The sequence below is a fragment of the Azospirillum sp. VT-I1 genome (genome assembly GCF_055698305.1).
The window spans coordinates 439,655-455,183 of sequence record NZ_CP168805.1; the positions used below are offsets into that span (position 1 = coordinate 439,655).

Below are 15,529 nucleotides of genomic sequence, written 5' to 3' on the forward strand. Positions count from 1 at the left end.
AACCATGACGCCTGCACCCTCCGCCGCCCGTCCGTCCCTGCTCGACCGTGTCGCGGCGGCGCCCTGGTGGCTGCTGTGCGCCGGGCTGGCCGCGGCGATGGCGCTGTCGATCCTGCTGGTGGGGTTTCGGCTGCCCTACTGGGTGCACTCGGACCAGGATCTGGTGCTGGCCTATCATGGGCTGCTGTTCGGCGACGGCCTGCCGCAGGAGTATTTCGACCATCCCGGCTACGGCTATTTCCTGGTGATCGACCTCTGGTACCGGCTGCTGCATGCGCTTGGATTCCTGCCGGTCGCCACCCTGTCGGCCCTGCCGCCGGGCAGCGACGTGGCGGCGACGCAAGCCGTTTGGCAGTCGCTGATCCAGGCCGGGCGGGCGCTGTCGATCCTGCTGACCGCCGCCTTCGCCGTCAGCTACACCACCCTGCTGCGCGGGCTGGTGGGGGACCGGCGGGTGGCGCTGCTGGCCGGCATCCTGCTGGCCTTCGGCGTCGGTCTGACGGCGCAGGGGCGGCAGATGCGCACCGACCTGCTGTCGGCCGGCTTCGTCGTGCTGGGGCTGCTGCTGGTCCTGCGCGCGGTGCGGCCGGCGGAGGGCGGGCGGTGTGGCGGCGCGTCCCTGCTGCAGCTGGCGCTCGGCGGGCTGCTGGTCGGGCTGGCCATGGTGACCAAGGTGCAGGCGGTGTTCCTGGCGATGGGGCTGCCGGTGGCGGCGATCCTGTTCGGGCGGCGGGCGGAGCCTGACGGCGCGCCGGGCAAATCCTGGGGTCTGGCGGCGCTGGTCGGGCTGCTGGCGGCCGCGGCGGCAGTGCCGGCCTTCGGGCTGATCCAGGCCGGGCTGGCCGGCTGGGGGCGGGCGATCTATCCCTACACGCCCGTTGGTGGCGGGCTGTCGGGCGGCGGATATCAGAGCATCGTCGCCGGTTGGGTGCTGGTCGGCATCCTGGTCCATGCGGTGGTCCACCGGGTGCCGGTAGCCCGCGCGGTGGCCGGGGCGGCGGCGGTGCTGCTGGGGCTGGCGGTCGGGCTGCTGGCGCTCGACATCCGCTGGAACGAGCAGAACGCCATCGCCGTGGCGAACTTCGTCGAGCACATGTTCGTCTTCTCCTCCTGGCGGCATGGCGCCGCGCTGAACGGTCAGGGGAGCGTGGTGGGGGAGGGGACGCTGGCGCTGCTGCTGGCCGGCATCGGCCGCACGCTGGCGATCCGCACCATCGTCCTGCACCCCGACAACATCCCGCAGACCATCATCGTGGAGTGGTTCGCCATCGCCGGGGCGGTGGTGCTGTGGCGGCGCGGGCAGAGGCTGGCCGCGGTGCAGGCGCTGTTCCTGCTGCTGGTGGCCTGGGGGCTGGAGGCGCTGTTCTCGCTGCGCGGCTTCCAGCGCGCCTATGCCGCCTACACCGACCCGCTGGCGATCCTGTCGGCGGCCTGGGTGCTGGCGCGGATGCCGGGGCTGCTGGAGAGGACGAAGCCGCGGCGCTGGATCCTGGGGGGCGTGGCGCTGGTGGTGGTCGCGGCCCATGCCTGGCCGATCATCGAGACCCGCCGCCTGCCCAACCCGGTGACCCATTGCGAGTGGATCCCGATCTACATGCCCAAGGTGGCGCCCTTCCCCTTCTGCCGTTAGGCGCCTCCCATTTCCCGCGCCCGATCCAAAGCCTCGATCACGCCGGCGCTGTCGATGTCGGCGAAGTCGGGGCGGTGGTGGATCAGCACGCGCGGGCCGGTGCTGTGGATCGGGTTGGAGGCGTCGGAGAAGACGACCACGGTGGGACAGCCGACCGCGGCGATCAGGTGGGTCGGGCCGGTGTCGTTGCCGACCGCCCCCCAGGCCCGGCGGGCCAGCCCGCCCAGTTCCGGCACGCCGGTGCGGTCGGTCAGGTCGACCGCCTGCGGGCAATAGTCCGCGATGGAGCGGGCGAGGTCGCGCTCGATCCCGGTGCCGATCACCGCCGGCACGATGCCGCGCTCCGTCAGCGCCGCCGCCACCTCGGCATAGCGGCGGACCGGCCAGCGCTTGTCCGGCCGTCCGGGGGAGGAGCCGGGGACCAGCAGGGCGAACCGCTCCGGCAGACCGAACTTGGAGATGTCGGCGTCGAGCCAGGACAGGTCCGGCGTCTCGTCCGGCACGATGCCGAAGGGGGCGAGCTGGCGGACATAGCGCTCGCGCACCGGCACCTTGCGCCGCCCCTCGTAGCGGTCGGGGTGGGAGGCGCCGCTGGCGGTGCCCGACCATTCCGGCCAGGGACCGGGGAACAGCAGCCGGTGGTACAGGTCGGTGCGCGTCTGCGCCTGGAGGTCGTAGACCCGGTCGAAGCGGTGGGCGCGCAGCGTCTTGCGGATCGCCAGATAGGCCGACAGCGAGCGGTCGCGCGGGTCCTCCAGCACCTCGTCGAACAGGCCGCTCATCCGGGCGAGCGGGGCGAGGGAGGGGAGGGTCAGCAGCGTCACCCGGTCGCCGGCATGGTGGCGGCGGATGGCGGCGAAGGCGGTCTGGGCCAGGAAGAAGTCGCCGAAGGCGCCCAGCTTGATGACCAGGATGCGGAGCGGACGCGTGCTCATCGTGTCTTTTCCCCGATACGGGCTGCCAGCCGCAGCATCAGCGCGGCGGCAAGGAACCCCGACATCCACCAGGGCTGCCAGATGCCGTAGGCGGTGCTGCCCATCGCCAGCGCCGCGGCGAACAGCGCCAGCGCGAAGGGCTGGGCGCGGTTGTTGAGCCGCGCGGTGGCGGCCAGCAGCATCAGCAGCACGGCCAGCGCCAGCGCCGCCCCCACCGCCCCCGTCTCCAGCCAGACCTGGAGGAAGGCATTGTGCGGGTGCAGCGGCAGCAGGCTGTCGCCGATGGGCGAGAACTCCGACACCTCTCCTTCCGGCGGCAGGGAGCGCGAGGCGTCGATGCCCTGGCCGAAGACCGGCGTGCGCAGCGCCCGCTCCGCCGCATGGCCCCAGATCTCCACCCGGTGCTGGGCCGAGCGGAACAGCAGCGGGGAATGGTCGAGGTCGAGCGGGCCGGAGAACAGCAGGGCGGCGGGCAGCACCAGCAGGAAGGCGGCGGTCACCGCGGCGGCGAACAGCCGGCGGGTCCAGCGGGCGGATGCGCGGGCGGCGGCCAGCGTCGCCAGCCCGGCAGCAATGCCCAGCATGGCCGAGCGGCTGGTCAGCGGCAGGCAAGCCAGCGCGTAGCCCACCGGAACCAGCAGGGCCAGCGCCCGGCGGCCGAAGCGGTCCATCGCCAGGGCGGCCGGCCAGACCAGCAGGCAGAGCAGCGCCGCCGTCCGCTTCGGCACATTGCCGTTCAGCAGGTTGGGCAGCTGGTCGTCGGGGACGCCGTTCCACCAGCGGTTCAGCGGAAAGTCCAGCGCCGCCTCCGCCGCGAACAGCAGCCCGCCGGCCAGCCCGCCGGCCAGGAACAGCCCGGCCAGCCGCCGCACCTCCGCCGCCGGCAGCCCGGCTATCCAGGCGCCGCCGGCCAGCGCGCCGAGCGCGATGTAGCCGATCTCCCCCACCGTCGCCGCCGCGCGGTCGGACGGGCTCCACAGGGCGGAGGCCAGCGTCAGCGCCAGGAAGGCGGCGACCGCGGCGACCGCAGGAGTCAGCCGCAGGATGCGCTTGAATGCACCCTGCCGCGCCAGACCGGCCAGCGACAGCAGCAGCACGAGGATCGCCCACACCGGCAGCCCGCGCGGGGCGACGGCGGCCAAGGGTCCCAGCAGCAGGGCGGCGGCCCCGGCCAGCACCCGCAGCACGACATCGATCCCGCCCGTGGCTGGGATCGGGGCGGGGCGGGACGTGGCGAGGTCCGGGGAGTTGGCGCGCATGGACTCGGACGGCATGGACTCGGCGGGGATCAGCGGAAACCGGCGGGGACTTAACCGCACTCCCGCCGCGAAAGCAACGGCGCGCGGTCCGCCATGGAAGGGCGTGGGGTTGAACGTTTGAAACACCATGAAACAGGGGTGAGGGTGGTGTTCCACTGTTTCACTGGCCGGCGGAGTGGTGCCAAGGCGGTGCCGGACTGAACGTTTGAAACGCCGTGAAACAGGATTTCGGGGGGTGTTCCATTGTTTCATCCCGTGGCGGAGCCGTGTGAAGGGGGTGCATGGCGGCGCCTTTCCACCAGCTTGCAGGACGCCAATCCTATCATGGGTGCCGGCCGGCGGGAAAAGGATGGGTGAAAAATGCGCGTTCCACCCTCTCGCGAGACGGGAGAGGGCGAAGCGCGGCGGGACCTTTCCGTGCTGCGGGTTGACGGATACGCTCCAGTCCGCGGGAACCCGTTCGGAGGAGTGGCAAAGATGCTGGGAACCGGAGAAGAGGCAGCGGACAACTACTGCGTCCGCGTGATGAGCCGGGCCGAACTCGATCTGGCCGTCGATTGGGCGCGGGCGGAGGGCTGGAATCCCGGTCTGCAGGATGCCGGCGCCTTCCATGCCGTCGATCCGGCGGGCTTCCTGGTCGGGCTGCTCGACGGGCGGCCGGTGGCCTCGCTGTCGGTCGTGCGGTATCCGGGACGCTTCGGCTTCCTCGGCTTCTACATCGTGCGGCCGGAGGCGCGCGGGCGGGGCTATGGCTGGCGGCTGTGGCAGGCGGGGCTGCGCCATCTGGAGGGCTGCACCGTCGGCCTCGACGGCGTGGTCGCCCAGCAGGAGAATTACCGCAAATCCGGCTTCGCCCTGTCCCACCGCAACATCCGCTTCGGCGGCACCCTGCCGGACGGCGAAGCCGGGCCGGACGATGGAGCGGGCGGAACCACCCTGGTGGACGCGCGGACGGTGCCCTTCGACCGGCTGACGGCACTGGATGCGGAGCTGTTCCCGGCCCCGCGCCCCGGCTTCCTCGCCAACTGGATCGCTCTTCCCGGCGCAACGGCGCTGGCGGCGGTGAGCGGTGGCGAGGTGACGGGCTTCGGGGTGATCCGTCCCTGTCACAGCGGTTTCAAGATCGGTCCGCTCTACGCCGCCGATGCCGGGGTGGCGCGGGATCTGGTGCTGGCGCTGGGCCGTGCGGCCGGCGCCGGGCCGGTGTTCCTCGACGTGCCGGAACCGAACGGGGCGGGCGTGCGGATGGCGGAGGAATTGGGGCTGTCGCCGCAGTTCGAGACGGCGCGGATGTATCTGGGGCCGGCGCCGCTGACGGATCTGGGGCGGGTGTTCGGGATCACCAGCTTCGAGCTGGGGTGAGGGGACGCGGCGGCCGGCGCCGTCGTTCGGCCCGGCCGGCAACCGCTACAGCTTGAGCAGATCGAGGGCCGCGCGCACGCGGGGGCGGATGTCCCAGGCCGGCTGCGGCTCCGTGATGCCGATGGCGACCTGCCGCAACGGTTCGGCCACGACCATGGACAGGATGAGATCGGCCGCCATGACCGGATCCTCCAGAGTAAGGACGCCGCGTGACCGGTGGCGCGAGAGCCAGTCGGCCAGCATGCCGCGCGACCGTTCGATGCCGTTGCGGCCATAGATCGCCAGAACGTCTTCGCGCGCCGGCAGGTCGTTGACAAGGAGCCGGAAGAGACCGACGGCCTCCGCCGTCAGAACCCGCTCCGCGATCAGCACCAGAATAGTCTCAAGGATGCGGATCGCTTCACCGCGCTCCGCAGCGTCGGCTTCGAAGGCGGGCGGCAGGGCGTCGGTCCAGTTGCCGACGATCAGCCCTATCAGGTCTTCGCGGTTCGCAGCGAACCGATACACGGTTTTCTTGGCGACCCCCGCCCGCTGCGCCACCGCCTCCATCGTCATGGCCGGATAGCCGTGGGTCAGGATCACCTGGGTTGCGGCCTCGGCCACTTTTCCACGCAGCAGGTCTTCCGACAGCGGCGGACGGCCTCGGGGCTTCTGCGGTTGGTGGGTGGCTTCCGACACGGAAAACTCCGTTTGACAAATCTCGCTTCCTGACATACGCCCTATTTAGGAAACGATCAACGTTTCCTAAATAGGGGATCCCCAAACAGGAGATCCCCAACCAGGAGATCAACGTCATGATCGAGAATGCGAAACTTCCCACCGATCCCGCCCGAGCGGGCATCGCGTACATCGACGACCTGCTGCAGCCGGCACCGATCCGCCTCGAAACCGGCATCAGCCGCCTGGAGAGCGGCGCGCTCGTCGTGGCCGTGCGGACCGACCTTCACGGCTGCAAGGGACGGATGCTCGACTGGTGGTTCAAGCAGTTCGACACCACCCAGCATCTGAACTGGTGGCATCCGCTCGACCATGTCGAGCACCGCGGCTGGGACCAGCACTGGCGGAAGGGAGAGAGCTACGTCGGCGCGACCATCCGTGCGGTGGAGGCGCTGGGCGATGTTCCGCCGGTTTCCGCGGTCATCAAATTCCATGATCCGGCGGAGATCTTTGCCCCGGATGCCTACCGCAAGGCCATGGCGGACGGGCAGGTTTCGGCCGCGGTCTACGCCCGTATCGGGTTCGGCGAGGATGTGGTGCTGGACGCGAACGGCGACCCGACGGACGGGCAGATGGTGCATGTGGCGCGCGACACCAGCTATGGCGCGGTGCTGAGAAGCCGCTTCATTCTCGGCCAGAACACGAGCGCGACCGGGCATGAGCTTCCCGACGCCATCGGCTTCGGACTGCTCCAGCACTGCTATACCGAGTTCAGTTACCTCTCCAAGGTGCTGCCCTCGCTTTACTGGGGCGACAGGGCGAACCGCGAGGACGTGCCGCTCCTGTGGTGAGGGCCTCGGGGCCCGCTTCCTTCCGGTGGTGGGCCTCATGCTCCGCCCGGTCCGCAAGGCGGCGCCGGCCTGCGTTTCCTGCGGTCCCCGCGGAGAAAAACGCTCTAGCGGGCCATGACCTTCACCATCAGGAGTTCGTCGATATAGACCCCATCCACTTTCAGCGCCCGCGGTTCCGTACCGAACGCTTCGAAGCCCAGGCGTTTGTAAAAGCCGATGGCCCGCCCGTTGGTCGCCGCGACGGAGAGGTGGATTTGCTCCACATGCTCCGCGGCATGGGCGAGCAGGGCGGTCATGACCGCATCGGCCAGACCGCTGCCCCGCCGGTTTGCGCGGACATAGACGCCCCAGAGCATGCCCTTGTGCCGCAACTTGGCCTGGGTGGGAATCAGCAGCCCGGCGGTGGCGTCGAGCCGCCCGTCGACAAAGCCGCCGGCGATGTAACCGTCCGCGATCCTGTCGGCGAAGCTGGACAGGGGACGGAGGCTTTCCTCGGCATGGCTGGAACCGAACGCCTCCGGATGCCGTTGCAGGGCTTCGAGGCGGAGCGAGCGGTATTCCTCCGCATCGTCCGGCAGGAGCCGTCTCACCACCGTCATTCCAGCCGGTTCTCCAGCCAGTTCTCCACGGCCAGCCCCCGGACCCGCTGAAACTCGCGCGTGTTCGCCGTCACCAGGGTGGCGCCGAGCGTGCGGGCATGGGCGGCGATCAGCAAATCGTTGCCGCCGATGGGATGGCCGGCCGACTCCAACTCCGCCCGGATGATGCCGTACTCGGTATCGGCCGGCGGTTCGAGCGGAAGCACGGCGACGTCGGCCAGCAACGCCTCGACCCGCTGCGACAGCTTGGCCGACGCCTTCTTCGCGGCGCCGTACCGCAGTTCCGCGGCCACAACGATGCTGGTGCAGACCGCATCCTCGCCGACACGCCGCACATGACCGGCCACCGGGCCGGCCGGATTCCGGATCAGGTCGCTCATGGCGTTGGTGTCGAGCAGGTAGCGCATCAGAAGATGTCCTTCGGCGCGACCGGCTCATCGTCGATGTCGGGGAATTCCTCCTCCAGCGGCTCCCAGCTCTCGAGCAGCGCCAGAAGCCCCTTCCTGCGGATCGGTTCGATGATCAGCCGGTCGCCGTCGCGGCTGATGAAGACGGACTCGCCGGGAAGCTCGAATTCGGCGGGAATGCGGACGGCCTGGCTGCGGTTGTTGCGGAACAGGCGGACTTGCCGGCGCTGCGGCGTCGCGGGCTGTGGCATGGTCGGGCCTCCCGATGCATATACATGATGTATATGCCGAGAGTCGCCTGCCGGTCAATCGGCCGCATGGCGCAGAGGGGGATCGCCTCACCCCGCCGCCGTCTTCTCCAGCGAGCGGATGATGTGTTCGGCCAGCAGGTCCACCGCCTTGGGCAGGGGGCCGGGCTGGCGGTAGAGGGCGGTTTCGATGTCCGGCAGGTCGGGCAGATCGTGTTCGGCGTTCACGATGTGGAAGCCGGGGGCCAGCATGTCCTTCGGCAGGATGGTCACGCCCAGCCCGGCCGTCACCGCCGCCTTGATGCCGGCGAGGCTGGGGCTGGTGTAGGCCATGCGCCAGGGGCGGCCGCGGGCGTCCAGCGCGTCGATGGCGCGCTTGCGGTGGATGTCCGGCGGCGGGGCCAGCACCAGCGGGACCGGGGCGCCCGCGTCGAGGATCAGGCGGTCCGACGCCACCCAGAACAGCGGCTCGCGCCAGACCTTGACGCCGCCGGCCGGACCCTGCGGTTCCCGCTTGCACAGCACGAGGTCGTATTCGCCGCGGGAGAAGCGGTCGAGCAGGTTGACGGTGAAGTCGCACTGCACCTCCAGCGCCACCTGGGGATGGGCGCGGGAGAAGCGCCACAGCACGTCGGGCAGATGGGCGGTGGCGAAATCCTCCGGCGTGCCCAGGCGCACCACGCCGCCCACCTCCGGCTCCATCAGCAGGGCGCAGGCCTCGCCCGCCATGTCCAGCAGGCGGCGGGCGTAGGTCAGCAGCACCTCGCCGTCGGGGGTCAGGTCCAGGCCGCGCCCCTCGCGCAGGAACAGCCGCTTGCCCAGCCCGTCCTCCAGCCGCTTGATCTGCAGGCTGATGGTGGACTGGGTGCGGCCCAGCCGCTCCGACGCCCGGGTGAAGCCGCCGCTGTCCACGATGGTCACGAAGGTGCGCAACAGGTCGAGGTCGAACGGCGGCAGGGGAGCGGGCATGGCGGATCTATGGGTGGGCGGCTGCATGGTCGTGGTTCCGGCGGGGCCGGTCAGGACAGCACCGCCCGGCTCACCGCGAGGTAGAGTGGAATACCGACGAGGATGTTGAAAGGAAATGTGATGCCCAGCGACAGCGGAAGCGACAGCCCCGGCTCCGCCGTCGGCAGGGCGTGGCGCAGCGCCGCCGGCACCGCGATGTAGGAGGCGCTGGCGCACAGCGTCACCAGCAGGGCGGCGTCGCCGAGGCCCAGCCCCAGGGCGGAGGCGGCGGCAAGACCGATGCCGGCGCCGATCAGCGGCATGACGATGCCGAAGGCGATCAGCCGCGGGCTGAGCGAAACCGCTTCCCGCAGCCGGGAGGTGGCGAGATAGCCCATCTCCAGCAGGAACAGGCACAGCACGCCGTCCCAGGGGGCGATGAACAGGCCGTGCAGGCTCTGCAGGCCGGGCTTGCCGATCACGAGGCCGACCAGCAGCGAACCGGCCAGCAGCAGGACGGAGCCGTTGAAGGCCGCCTCGCGGATCGCGTCCTTGATCGACCCGCCCCGGGCCGGCTCGCCGCCGGACCCGCCGAGCGGAACCGACATGGTGCCGCCATTGCCGCCCGCCGCGACGCCGGACACCATGCCGGCGGCGCCCGCCAGCAGCAGGCCGCTGACGATGGCCGGGGCTTCCATGATCGCCAGCGCCGCGACCATGTGGCCGCCGAAGGTGACGCCCTGGCTTTCCAGCAGCTTGGTGGCGGTGACGAAGGTGACGAGGCTGACCGAACCGTAATGGGCGGCGATGGCGGCGGAGTTGACCTGATCCAGCCCGACCACCGAGCGCAGCAGGCCGAAGCCCAGGATCGGCATCAGCAGGCTGATCACGGCGGCCGTCAGCAGCAGCGGCAGCACGGCGCCCACATCGGCGCCGGCCAGCGCCACGCCGCCCTTCAGGCCGATGGCGACCAGGAGGTAGGCGGCAAGCGCCTTGCCGAACCCCTCCGGGAATGGAATGCGCGCCCCGGTCAGCGCGATGGCGGCGCCAAGGCCGAAGAACAGAATCGGTGCGGACAGCAGCGCGTCCATAATGGATCATCCCTCGTCAATATCGTCAGCGCGGGCCATGCCGCACTGCGGTAGCCCAGGACCGGACGCTAACGGGGGATGATCCTCAAGGGAAATTGATAGTTTTCGGCGTGTCCATTGATTTTCTCAATGGCAGGCGGAGGGCCTCACGCCAGCAGATCGTCCTGCCGGTTGCGGCGCATCCACATGGCGGCGTAGCTGCACAGCGGGACGATCTTCAGACCGTCGGCGCGGGCGGCCTCCATCACGCCTTCCATCAGGCGGCCGGCGGCGCCGGTGCCGCGCAGCGACGGCGGGGCCTCGACATAGGAGATGACCAGCGTCTGGCCGTTGCGGCGGTAGTCGGCGAAGACCGTCTGGCTGCCGACCGCCAGTTCGAACCGGCTCATGGCGCGGTTGTCGGTGACCGCCTGTCCCATGCTGTACGCTCCTTCGGTTGCGGGGGCTTTCGACCTTTAACAGTGGGATGCGGCGGACAGGACGGCAGCCCCCTTTTTCGTGGACGCAACGTCACCCGCCCTGCCAGCCGCAGGCGGACAGCGCATCCCGCATGTGGACCGGGGCCGGGGCGACGGCGCTGACGGGGGCATATTCGAAGGCCATGCGGAAGGCGACGGAGCGGGCCAGCAGATGCAGGTTGCCGGGGGGCAGGCGTTCGGGGCCGTAGAAGGGCTCCCCCACCAGCGGGCAGCCGATGGCGGCGCAATGGACGCGGATCTGGTGGGTGCGGCCGGTGCGCGGGCGAAGCTCCAGCCAGGAACGGCCGTTTCCGGTGCCCAGGACGCGGTAGTCGGTGACCGCCGGCTGGCCGGCCGGGTCGGGCAGGATGGTCCAGGAGGAGCGCGCCGCACCCGGCTCGATCCGCTTCAGCAGCGGCAGGTCGATGACGCCGGACTCCGCCGCCGGGATGCCGTCGGCCACCGCCCAGTAGGTCTTCTCCACATGGCCGGCGGCGAACATCTGGCCGAGGCGCTTCAGCGCCCAGGGGGTGCGGCCCAGGATCAGGCAGCCGGCGGTGTCGCGGTCCAGCCGGTGGGCGAGCTTCGGCGGCTCCCCGTCCGGCTCGCCGAGGAAGGGCAGGTACAGTTCCAGATGGTCGGTGATGCGTCCGGCCTTGTGGACGGCCAGACCGGCCGGCTTGTCGATGACGAAGCACAGCTCGTCCTGATGGAGCACGCGGGCGCGCAGCGAGTCGGGTGTCATGGCCGGCACCATGGCCGCCGCCGTGCCGTTCGCGCAAGCGCCGCGAACCGCATGTCATACGGACAGCGGGGCGGCGCAGCGGTTGTCCGGACCCGTGCCGAAACAGGCAGCGGCACGGTGTCGCGCCTTTGATTTTCCGTCCTTTTACAAGCGTTACTGCCTATGAGAAAGGTCCGGGGCGGCTTCGGACCTTGCGGATAAAGATCGGTCTGAACGAGGACATTCGGCCGGTTTTCTTTTGATTTCGGCCGCCGGGACTAGCCTTTTGCCCGGTCTCGGAAGGTTTGTTGCGCAGTGGCGGAAGGCGTGGCAGAAAGCCCGGGACCACGGTCGTGCTTCCGCCGGCTCCGCTTGCGGTTGGGCGCTGCCGTGGGACCATGGATTTGACTTCGCCTCAACCACAAGAGACGTCCAATGCGGAAACCCGTGCGCAAGGTGGTGTTCCCGGTCGCCGGTCTCGGCACGCGCTTCCTGCCGGCCACCAAGGCCATCCCGAAAGAGATGCTGCCCCTGGTCGACCGCCCCCTGCTGCAGCACGCCGTCGAAGAGGCGCGCGCCGCCGGCATCGAGGATTTCGTTTTCGTCACCGGCCGTTCCAAGCGCGCCATCGAAGACCATTTCGACGCCGACACCGAACTGAACCGCACGCTCGAGGAGCGCGGCAAGATCGACGCGCTGGAGGAGGTCCGCCACAGCGAGATCGCCCCCGGCCGCTGCTTCTACACCCGCCAGCAGGTTCCGCTGGGCCTCGGCCACGCCGTCTGGTGCGCCCGCGCCCTGATCGGCAACGACCCGTTCGCCATCGTGCTGCCCGACGACTTCGTCCAGGGCAAGACCCCCTGCCTGAAGCAGATGGTCGAGGCGTACGAGGAGGTCGGCGGCAACATCGTCGCCGTCGTCGACGTGCCGCGCGAACGCACCAGCAGCTATGGCATCCTGGACGTCGAGAAGGACGACGGCCGTCTGGCCACCGTCCGCGGCCTGGTCGAGAAGCCCAAGCCGGCCGAAGCGCCGTCGACCCTGTCGATCATCGGCCGCTACATCCTGCAGCCGGAGATCTTCGATCATCTGGAGAAGCAGCAGCGCGGCGCCGGCAACGAGATCCAGCTGACCGACGCCATGGCCAAGCTGATCGGCAGCCAGCCCTTCCACGGCCTGCGCTTCGAAGGCACCCGCTACGACTGCGGCGACAAGGTCGGCTTCATCGAGGCGACGCTTGCCCACGCGCTGAACCGGCCGGACATGGCCGACAAGGTGCGCGAGATGCTGCGCAAATATTGCTGACCGACGGGCAGCATCCCTGATGCCGCGCCCGCCCCGTCCCCTGACCCGGACGGCGGCGGGCACGCGCGTTTGGACCGCGATTTCAAAAAGAGCCGGCCGCCCCGAAAGGCCGGACATGAGGAACGCCCCGGTTCAGGGCATCCCAGAGACAGACAGCATTCCTTTTGAGGACATGAGGGGGACGCGATGCGCATAGCGATGATCGGCACGGGCTATGTCGGCCTGGTCTCCGGCGCCTGCTTTTCGGAATTCGGCGTGCACGTCACCTGCGTCGACAAGGACGCGGGCAAGATCGAGCGGCTGAAGAACGGCGAGATTCCGATCTACGAGCCCGGCCTGGACGACCTCGTCGCCCGCAACGTCGCCGCCGGCCGCCTGTCCTTCACCATGGACCTGAAAGAGGCGATGCAGGGCGTCGACGCCGTGTTCATCGCGGTGGGCACCCCGTCGCGCCGCGGCGACGGCCATGCCGACCTGTCCTACGTCTATGGCGCCGCCGAAGAGATCGCCCAGCATCTCGACCACTACACGGTGGTGGTGACCAAGTCGACCGTGCCGGTCGGGACGGGCCGCGAGGTGGAGGCGATCATCCGCCGCGTGCGGCCCGACGCCGAGTTCGACGTCGCCTCCAACCCGGAATTCCTGCGCGAAGGCTCGGCCATCGGCGACTTCATGCGGCCGGACCGCGTCGTCATCGGCGCCACGTCGGACCGCGCGGGCGAGGTGATGCGCCGGCTCTACCGGCCGCTCTACCTGATCGAGACGCCGATCGTGGTGACCTCGCTGGAGACGGCGGAGCTGACCAAATACGCCGCCAACACCTTCCTGGCCGCCAAGATCACCTTCATCAACGAGATCGCCGACCTGTGCGAGAAGGTCGGCGCCAACGTCCATGACGTGGCGCGCGGCATCGGGCTGGACGGCCGCATCGGCAAGAAGTTCCTGCACCCCGGCCCGGGCTACGGCGGGTCCTGCTTCCCGAAGGACACGCTGGCGCTGGTCCGCACCGCCCAGCAGGTCGGCAGCCCGCTGCGCATCATCGAGACGGTGGTGGACATCAACGACAAGCGCAAGAAGCAGATGGCCGAGCGCATCATCGCCGCCTGCGGCGGGTCGGTGGACGGCAAGACCGTCGCGGTGCTGGGCGTCGCCTTCAAGCCGAACACCGACGACATGCGCGACAGCCCGTCGCTGGACATCATCCCGGCGCTGCAGGCGGCGGGCGCCCATGTGCGCGCCTTCGATCCGGCGGCGATGCATGAGGCCGAGAAGCTGCTGCCCGGCGTGGAATGGGCCAAGAACGCCTACGGCACCTTGGAAGGGGCCGATTGCGTCGCTATTCTCACGGAGTGGAACGAATTCCGCGCGCTCGACCTGCGTCGGGTGAAGTCGATGCTGAAGCGGCCGGTGATGATCGATCTGCGCAACATCTACAACCCCGAAGACATGGCGAAGGCCGGCTTCACCTACAGTTCCATCGGCCGGCCGACGCCGGCTGCTGGCGCGGACCGCGGTTAAGGTCCCGAGACGGCGTCCAACAGAGGACTAACGAGACGATGAGCGAAGCCCATACCTTCCACCCCACGGTGCTGCGCGAGTACGACATCCGCGGCATCGTCGGCAAGACGCTGACTCCCGCCGACGCCCGCGCGGTCGGCCGCTCCTTCGGCACCGTGGTGGTGCGCAAGGGCGGCAAGACGGTCTGCGTCGGCTATGACGGCCGTCTGTCCTCGCCGGAACTGGAGGAGGCGCTGGTCGAGGGGCTGGTTTCCACCGGCCTGCATGTCCTGCGCATCGGGCTCGGCCCCACGCCGATGCTGTATTTCGCCACCCGCGACCGCGACGCGGCGGCCGGCATCATGATCACCGGCTCGCACAACCCGCCGGACTACAACGGCATCAAGATGATGCTGGGCAAGGGTCCGGTCTATGGCCAGCAGATCCTCGACCTCGGCACCATGGCGGCCAAGGCCGACTGGGAGCAGGGCCAGGGCTCGTCGGAGAAGATCGACGTCCAGGACGAGTATGTCGCCCGCCTGCTGAAGGACTATGACGGCACGCGCGACCTGAAGATCGCCTGGGACGCCGGCAATGGCGCGTCGGGCGAGATCCTGCGCCGCCTGACCGCCAAGCTGCCGGGCACGCATGTCCTGCTGTTCGACGAGATCGACGGCAACTTCCCCAACCACCATCCGGATCCGACGGTGGAGGCCAACCTCGTCGACCTGAAGAAGGCGGTGGCGGAGCATGGCTGCGACATCGGCATCGGCTTCGACGGCGACGGCGACCGCATCGGCGCCATCGACCACAAGGGCCGCGTGGTGTGGGGCGACCAGCTGGTGGCGCTTTATGCAGCCGACGTGCTGAAGAGCCATCCGGGCGCCACCATCATCGCCGACGTCAAGGCCAGCCAGGCCCTGTTCGACGAGATCGCCAAGCATGGCGGCAACCCGCTGATGTGGAAGACCGGCCATTCGCTGCTGAAGGCCAAGATGGCGGAGACCGGGTCGCCGCTGGCCGGCGAGATGTCGGGCCACATCTTCTTCGCCGACAAGTGGTACGGCTTCGACGACGCGCTGTATTGCGGCGTCCGTCTGGTCGGGCTGGTCAGCAAGCTGAACACCACGCTGGCCGAGCTGCGCGACGGCCTGCCGGACATGGTCAACACGCCGGAGACCCGCTTCCAGATCGACGAGGAACGCAAGTTCGCCGTGGTCGAGGAGGTCAAGGGCCGCGTCAAGGCGTCGGGCGCCAAGGTCAACGACATCGACGGCGTCCGCGTGACGACCGACGACGGCTGGTGGCTGCTGCGCGCGTCCAACACCCAGGACGTGCTGGTGGCGCGTGCGGAGTCCTACAGCCAGGAAGGGCTGGAGCGGCTGAAGGGCGCGCTGATCGAGCAGCTGGTGGCTTCGGGGCTGTCGGCGCCGTCGTTTGAAGGCGGCGGGTCGGCGCACTGAGGTTTGGGGGGCGTCGGCTGACGGTGCCCCCACCCTAATCCTCCCCCGCTGGGCGGGGGAGGGGATTGATGCTTGTTCGGGAGAGGGGCGGCAGT

The 15,529-nt window shown here is 69.6% G+C and carries 16 protein-coding genes; 6 read left to right on the forward strand and 10 right to left on the reverse strand.

From position 1 onward, the window contains the following. The first annotated feature begins 4 nt into the window (after positions 1–4). A complete protein-coding gene (locus tag AB8P05_RS27730; RefSeq protein WP_472761297.1) occupies positions 5–1,630 on the forward strand; it encodes a hypothetical protein in 1,626 nt (541 codons plus the stop codon). Here the strand turns inward: AB8P05_RS27730 and AB8P05_RS27735 are convergent. Both AB8P05_RS27735 and AB8P05_RS27740 read right to left on the reverse strand, forming a co-directional pair. After that, positions 1,627–2,565, reverse strand: a complete 939-nt coding sequence (locus AB8P05_RS27735) for a glycosyltransferase family 9 protein (RefSeq protein ID WP_472761298.1) — start codon at positions 2,563–2,565, stop codon at positions 1,627–1,629. The genes AB8P05_RS27730 and AB8P05_RS27735 overlap by 4 nt on opposite strands. Next, positions 2,562–3,839 carry an O-antigen ligase family protein gene (locus AB8P05_RS27740; RefSeq protein WP_472761299.1) on the reverse strand — a complete coding sequence of 426 codons (1,278 nt, stop codon included), beginning with the start codon at positions 3,837–3,839 and terminating at the stop codon, positions 2,562–2,564. The genes AB8P05_RS27735 and AB8P05_RS27740 overlap by 4 nt, the downstream gene beginning before the upstream one ends. A 462-nt stretch (positions 3,840–4,301) precedes the next feature. On the opposite strand from AB8P05_RS27740, the gene AB8P05_RS27745 reads away from it, so the two are divergent. Continuing rightward, entirely contained in the window at positions 4,302–5,186 is an 885-nt protein-coding gene (locus tag AB8P05_RS27745; RefSeq protein WP_472761300.1) for a GNAT family N-acetyltransferase, read from the forward strand. A gap of 45 nt (positions 5,187–5,231) precedes the next feature. On the opposite strand, the gene AB8P05_RS27750 is transcribed toward AB8P05_RS27745, so the two are convergent. Then, positions 5,232–5,864 carry a TetR/AcrR family transcriptional regulator gene (locus AB8P05_RS27750; protein ID WP_472761301.1) on the reverse strand — a complete coding sequence of 211 codons (633 nt, stop codon included), beginning with the start codon at positions 5,862–5,864 and terminating at the stop codon, positions 5,232–5,234. 116 nt (positions 5,865–5,980) lie between these two features. Between AB8P05_RS27750 and AB8P05_RS27755 the strand changes: the two genes are divergently transcribed. Further along, the gene (locus AB8P05_RS27755) at positions 5,981–6,694 is read left to right on the forward strand and encodes a DAPG hydrolase family protein (RefSeq protein WP_472761302.1); all 714 of its coding nucleotides are present in this window, start codon (positions 5,981–5,983) and stop codon (positions 6,692–6,694) included. 104 nt (positions 6,695–6,798) lie between these two features. Here AB8P05_RS27755 and AB8P05_RS27760 read toward each other — a convergent pair whose 3' ends face one another. The 7 genes from AB8P05_RS27760 to AB8P05_RS27790 all read right to left on the reverse strand — a co-directional run bounded on the left by AB8P05_RS27760 (position 6,799) and on the right by AB8P05_RS27790 (position 11,190). Continuing rightward, positions 6,799–7,293, reverse strand: a complete 495-nt coding sequence (locus tag AB8P05_RS27760) for a GNAT family N-acetyltransferase (protein WP_472761303.1) — start codon at positions 7,291–7,293, stop codon at positions 6,799–6,801. After that, positions 7,290–7,700: a PIN domain-containing protein gene (locus tag AB8P05_RS27765; protein ID WP_472761304.1), complete on the reverse strand. Its 411-nt coding sequence runs from the start codon at positions 7,698–7,700 to the stop codon at positions 7,290–7,292. Before AB8P05_RS27765 ends, AB8P05_RS27760 begins: the two co-directional genes overlap by 4 nt. After that, entirely contained in the window at positions 7,700–7,951 is a 252-nt protein-coding gene (locus tag AB8P05_RS27770; RefSeq protein WP_472761305.1) for an antitoxin, read from the reverse strand. The genes AB8P05_RS27765 and AB8P05_RS27770 overlap by 1 nt, the downstream gene beginning before the upstream one ends. Before the next feature lie 87 nt (positions 7,952–8,038). Beyond that, a complete protein-coding gene (locus AB8P05_RS27775; protein ID WP_472761306.1) occupies positions 8,039–8,917 on the reverse strand; it encodes a LysR substrate-binding domain-containing protein in 879 nt (292 codons plus the stop codon). Between the two features lie 50 nt (positions 8,918–8,967). Beyond that, positions 8,968–9,987 carry a sodium-dependent bicarbonate transport family permease gene (locus AB8P05_RS27780; protein WP_472761307.1) on the reverse strand — a complete coding sequence of 340 codons (1,020 nt, stop codon included), beginning with the start codon at positions 9,985–9,987 and terminating at the stop codon, positions 8,968–8,970. 146 nt (positions 9,988–10,133) lie between these two features. Continuing rightward, entirely contained in the window at positions 10,134–10,406 is a 273-nt protein-coding gene (locus tag AB8P05_RS27785; RefSeq protein WP_455175623.1) for a GNAT family N-acetyltransferase, read from the reverse strand. 91 nt (positions 10,407–10,497) lie between these two features. Next, positions 10,498–11,190: an RluA family pseudouridine synthase gene (locus tag AB8P05_RS27790; RefSeq protein ID WP_472761308.1), complete on the reverse strand. Its 693-nt coding sequence runs from the start codon at positions 11,188–11,190 to the stop codon at positions 10,498–10,500. Positions 11,191–11,604: 414 nt separating this feature from the next. Between AB8P05_RS27790 and galU the strand changes: the two genes are divergently transcribed. The 3 genes from galU to pgmG all read left to right on the forward strand — a co-directional run bounded on the left by galU (position 11,605) and on the right by pgmG (position 15,434). Further along, positions 11,605–12,474: a UTP--glucose-1-phosphate uridylyltransferase GalU gene (gene galU, locus AB8P05_RS27795; protein WP_455175625.1), complete on the forward strand. Its 870-nt coding sequence runs from the start codon at positions 11,605–11,607 to the stop codon at positions 12,472–12,474. 186 nt (positions 12,475–12,660) lie between these two features. After that, positions 12,661–13,992 (forward strand): UDP-glucose dehydrogenase family protein, encoded by a 1,332-nt coding sequence (locus AB8P05_RS27800; protein WP_455175626.1) that lies wholly within the window; start codon positions 12,661–12,663, stop codon positions 13,990–13,992. Positions 13,993–14,030: 38 nt separating this feature from the next. After that, positions 14,031–15,434, forward strand: a complete 1,404-nt coding sequence (pgmG, locus tag AB8P05_RS27805; protein WP_472761309.1) for a phosphoglucomutase/phosphomannomutase PgmG — start codon at positions 14,031–14,033, stop codon at positions 15,432–15,434. The last annotated feature ends 95 nt before the right edge of the window (positions 15,435–15,529 follow it).

Coding starts and splice junctions, on each gene's coding strand:
- AB8P05_RS27730 (WP_472761297.1), top strand. CDS start 5: ATGACGCCTGCACCCTCCGCCGCCCGTCCGTCCCTGCTCGACCGTGTC.
- AB8P05_RS27735 (WP_472761298.1), bottom strand. CDS start 2,565: ATGAGCACGCGTCCGCTCCGCATCCTGGTCATCAAGCTGGGCGCCTTC.
- AB8P05_RS27740 (WP_472761299.1), bottom strand. CDS start 3,839: ATGCCGTCCGAGTCCATGCGCGCCAACTCCCCGGACCTCGCCACGTCC.
- AB8P05_RS27745 (WP_472761300.1), top strand. CDS start 4,302: ATGCTGGGAACCGGAGAAGAGGCAGCGGACAACTACTGCGTCCGCGTG.
- AB8P05_RS27755 (WP_472761302.1), top strand. CDS start 5,981: ATGATCGAGAATGCGAAACTTCCCACCGATCCCGCCCGAGCGGGCATC.
- AB8P05_RS27760 (WP_472761303.1), bottom strand. CDS start 7,293: ATGACGGTGGTGAGACGGCTCCTGCCGGACGATGCGGAGGAATACCGC.
- AB8P05_RS27765 (WP_472761304.1), bottom strand. CDS start 7,700: ATGCGCTACCTGCTCGACACCAACGCCATGAGCGACCTGATCCGGAAT.
- AB8P05_RS27770 (WP_472761305.1), bottom strand. CDS start 7,951: ATGCCACAGCCCGCGACGCCGCAGCGCCGGCAAGTCCGCCTGTTCCGC.
- AB8P05_RS27775 (WP_472761306.1), bottom strand. CDS start 8,917: ATGCCCGCTCCCCTGCCGCCGTTCGACCTCGACCTGTTGCGCACCTTC.
- AB8P05_RS27780 (WP_472761307.1), bottom strand. CDS start 9,987: ATGGACGCGCTGCTGTCCGCACCGATTCTGTTCTTCGGCCTTGGCGCC.
- AB8P05_RS27785 (WP_455175623.1), bottom strand. CDS start 10,406: ATGGGACAGGCGGTCACCGACAACCGCGCCATGAGCCGGTTCGAACTG.
- AB8P05_RS27790 (WP_472761308.1), bottom strand. CDS start 11,190: ATGACACCCGACTCGCTGCGCGCCCGCGTGCTCCATCAGGACGAGCTG.
- galU (WP_455175625.1), top strand. CDS start 11,605: ATGCGGAAACCCGTGCGCAAGGTGGTGTTCCCGGTCGCCGGTCTCGGC.
- AB8P05_RS27800 (WP_455175626.1), top strand. CDS start 12,661: ATGCGCATAGCGATGATCGGCACGGGCTATGTCGGCCTGGTCTCCGGC.
- pgmG (WP_472761309.1), top strand. CDS start 14,031: ATGAGCGAAGCCCATACCTTCCACCCCACGGTGCTGCGCGAGTACGAC.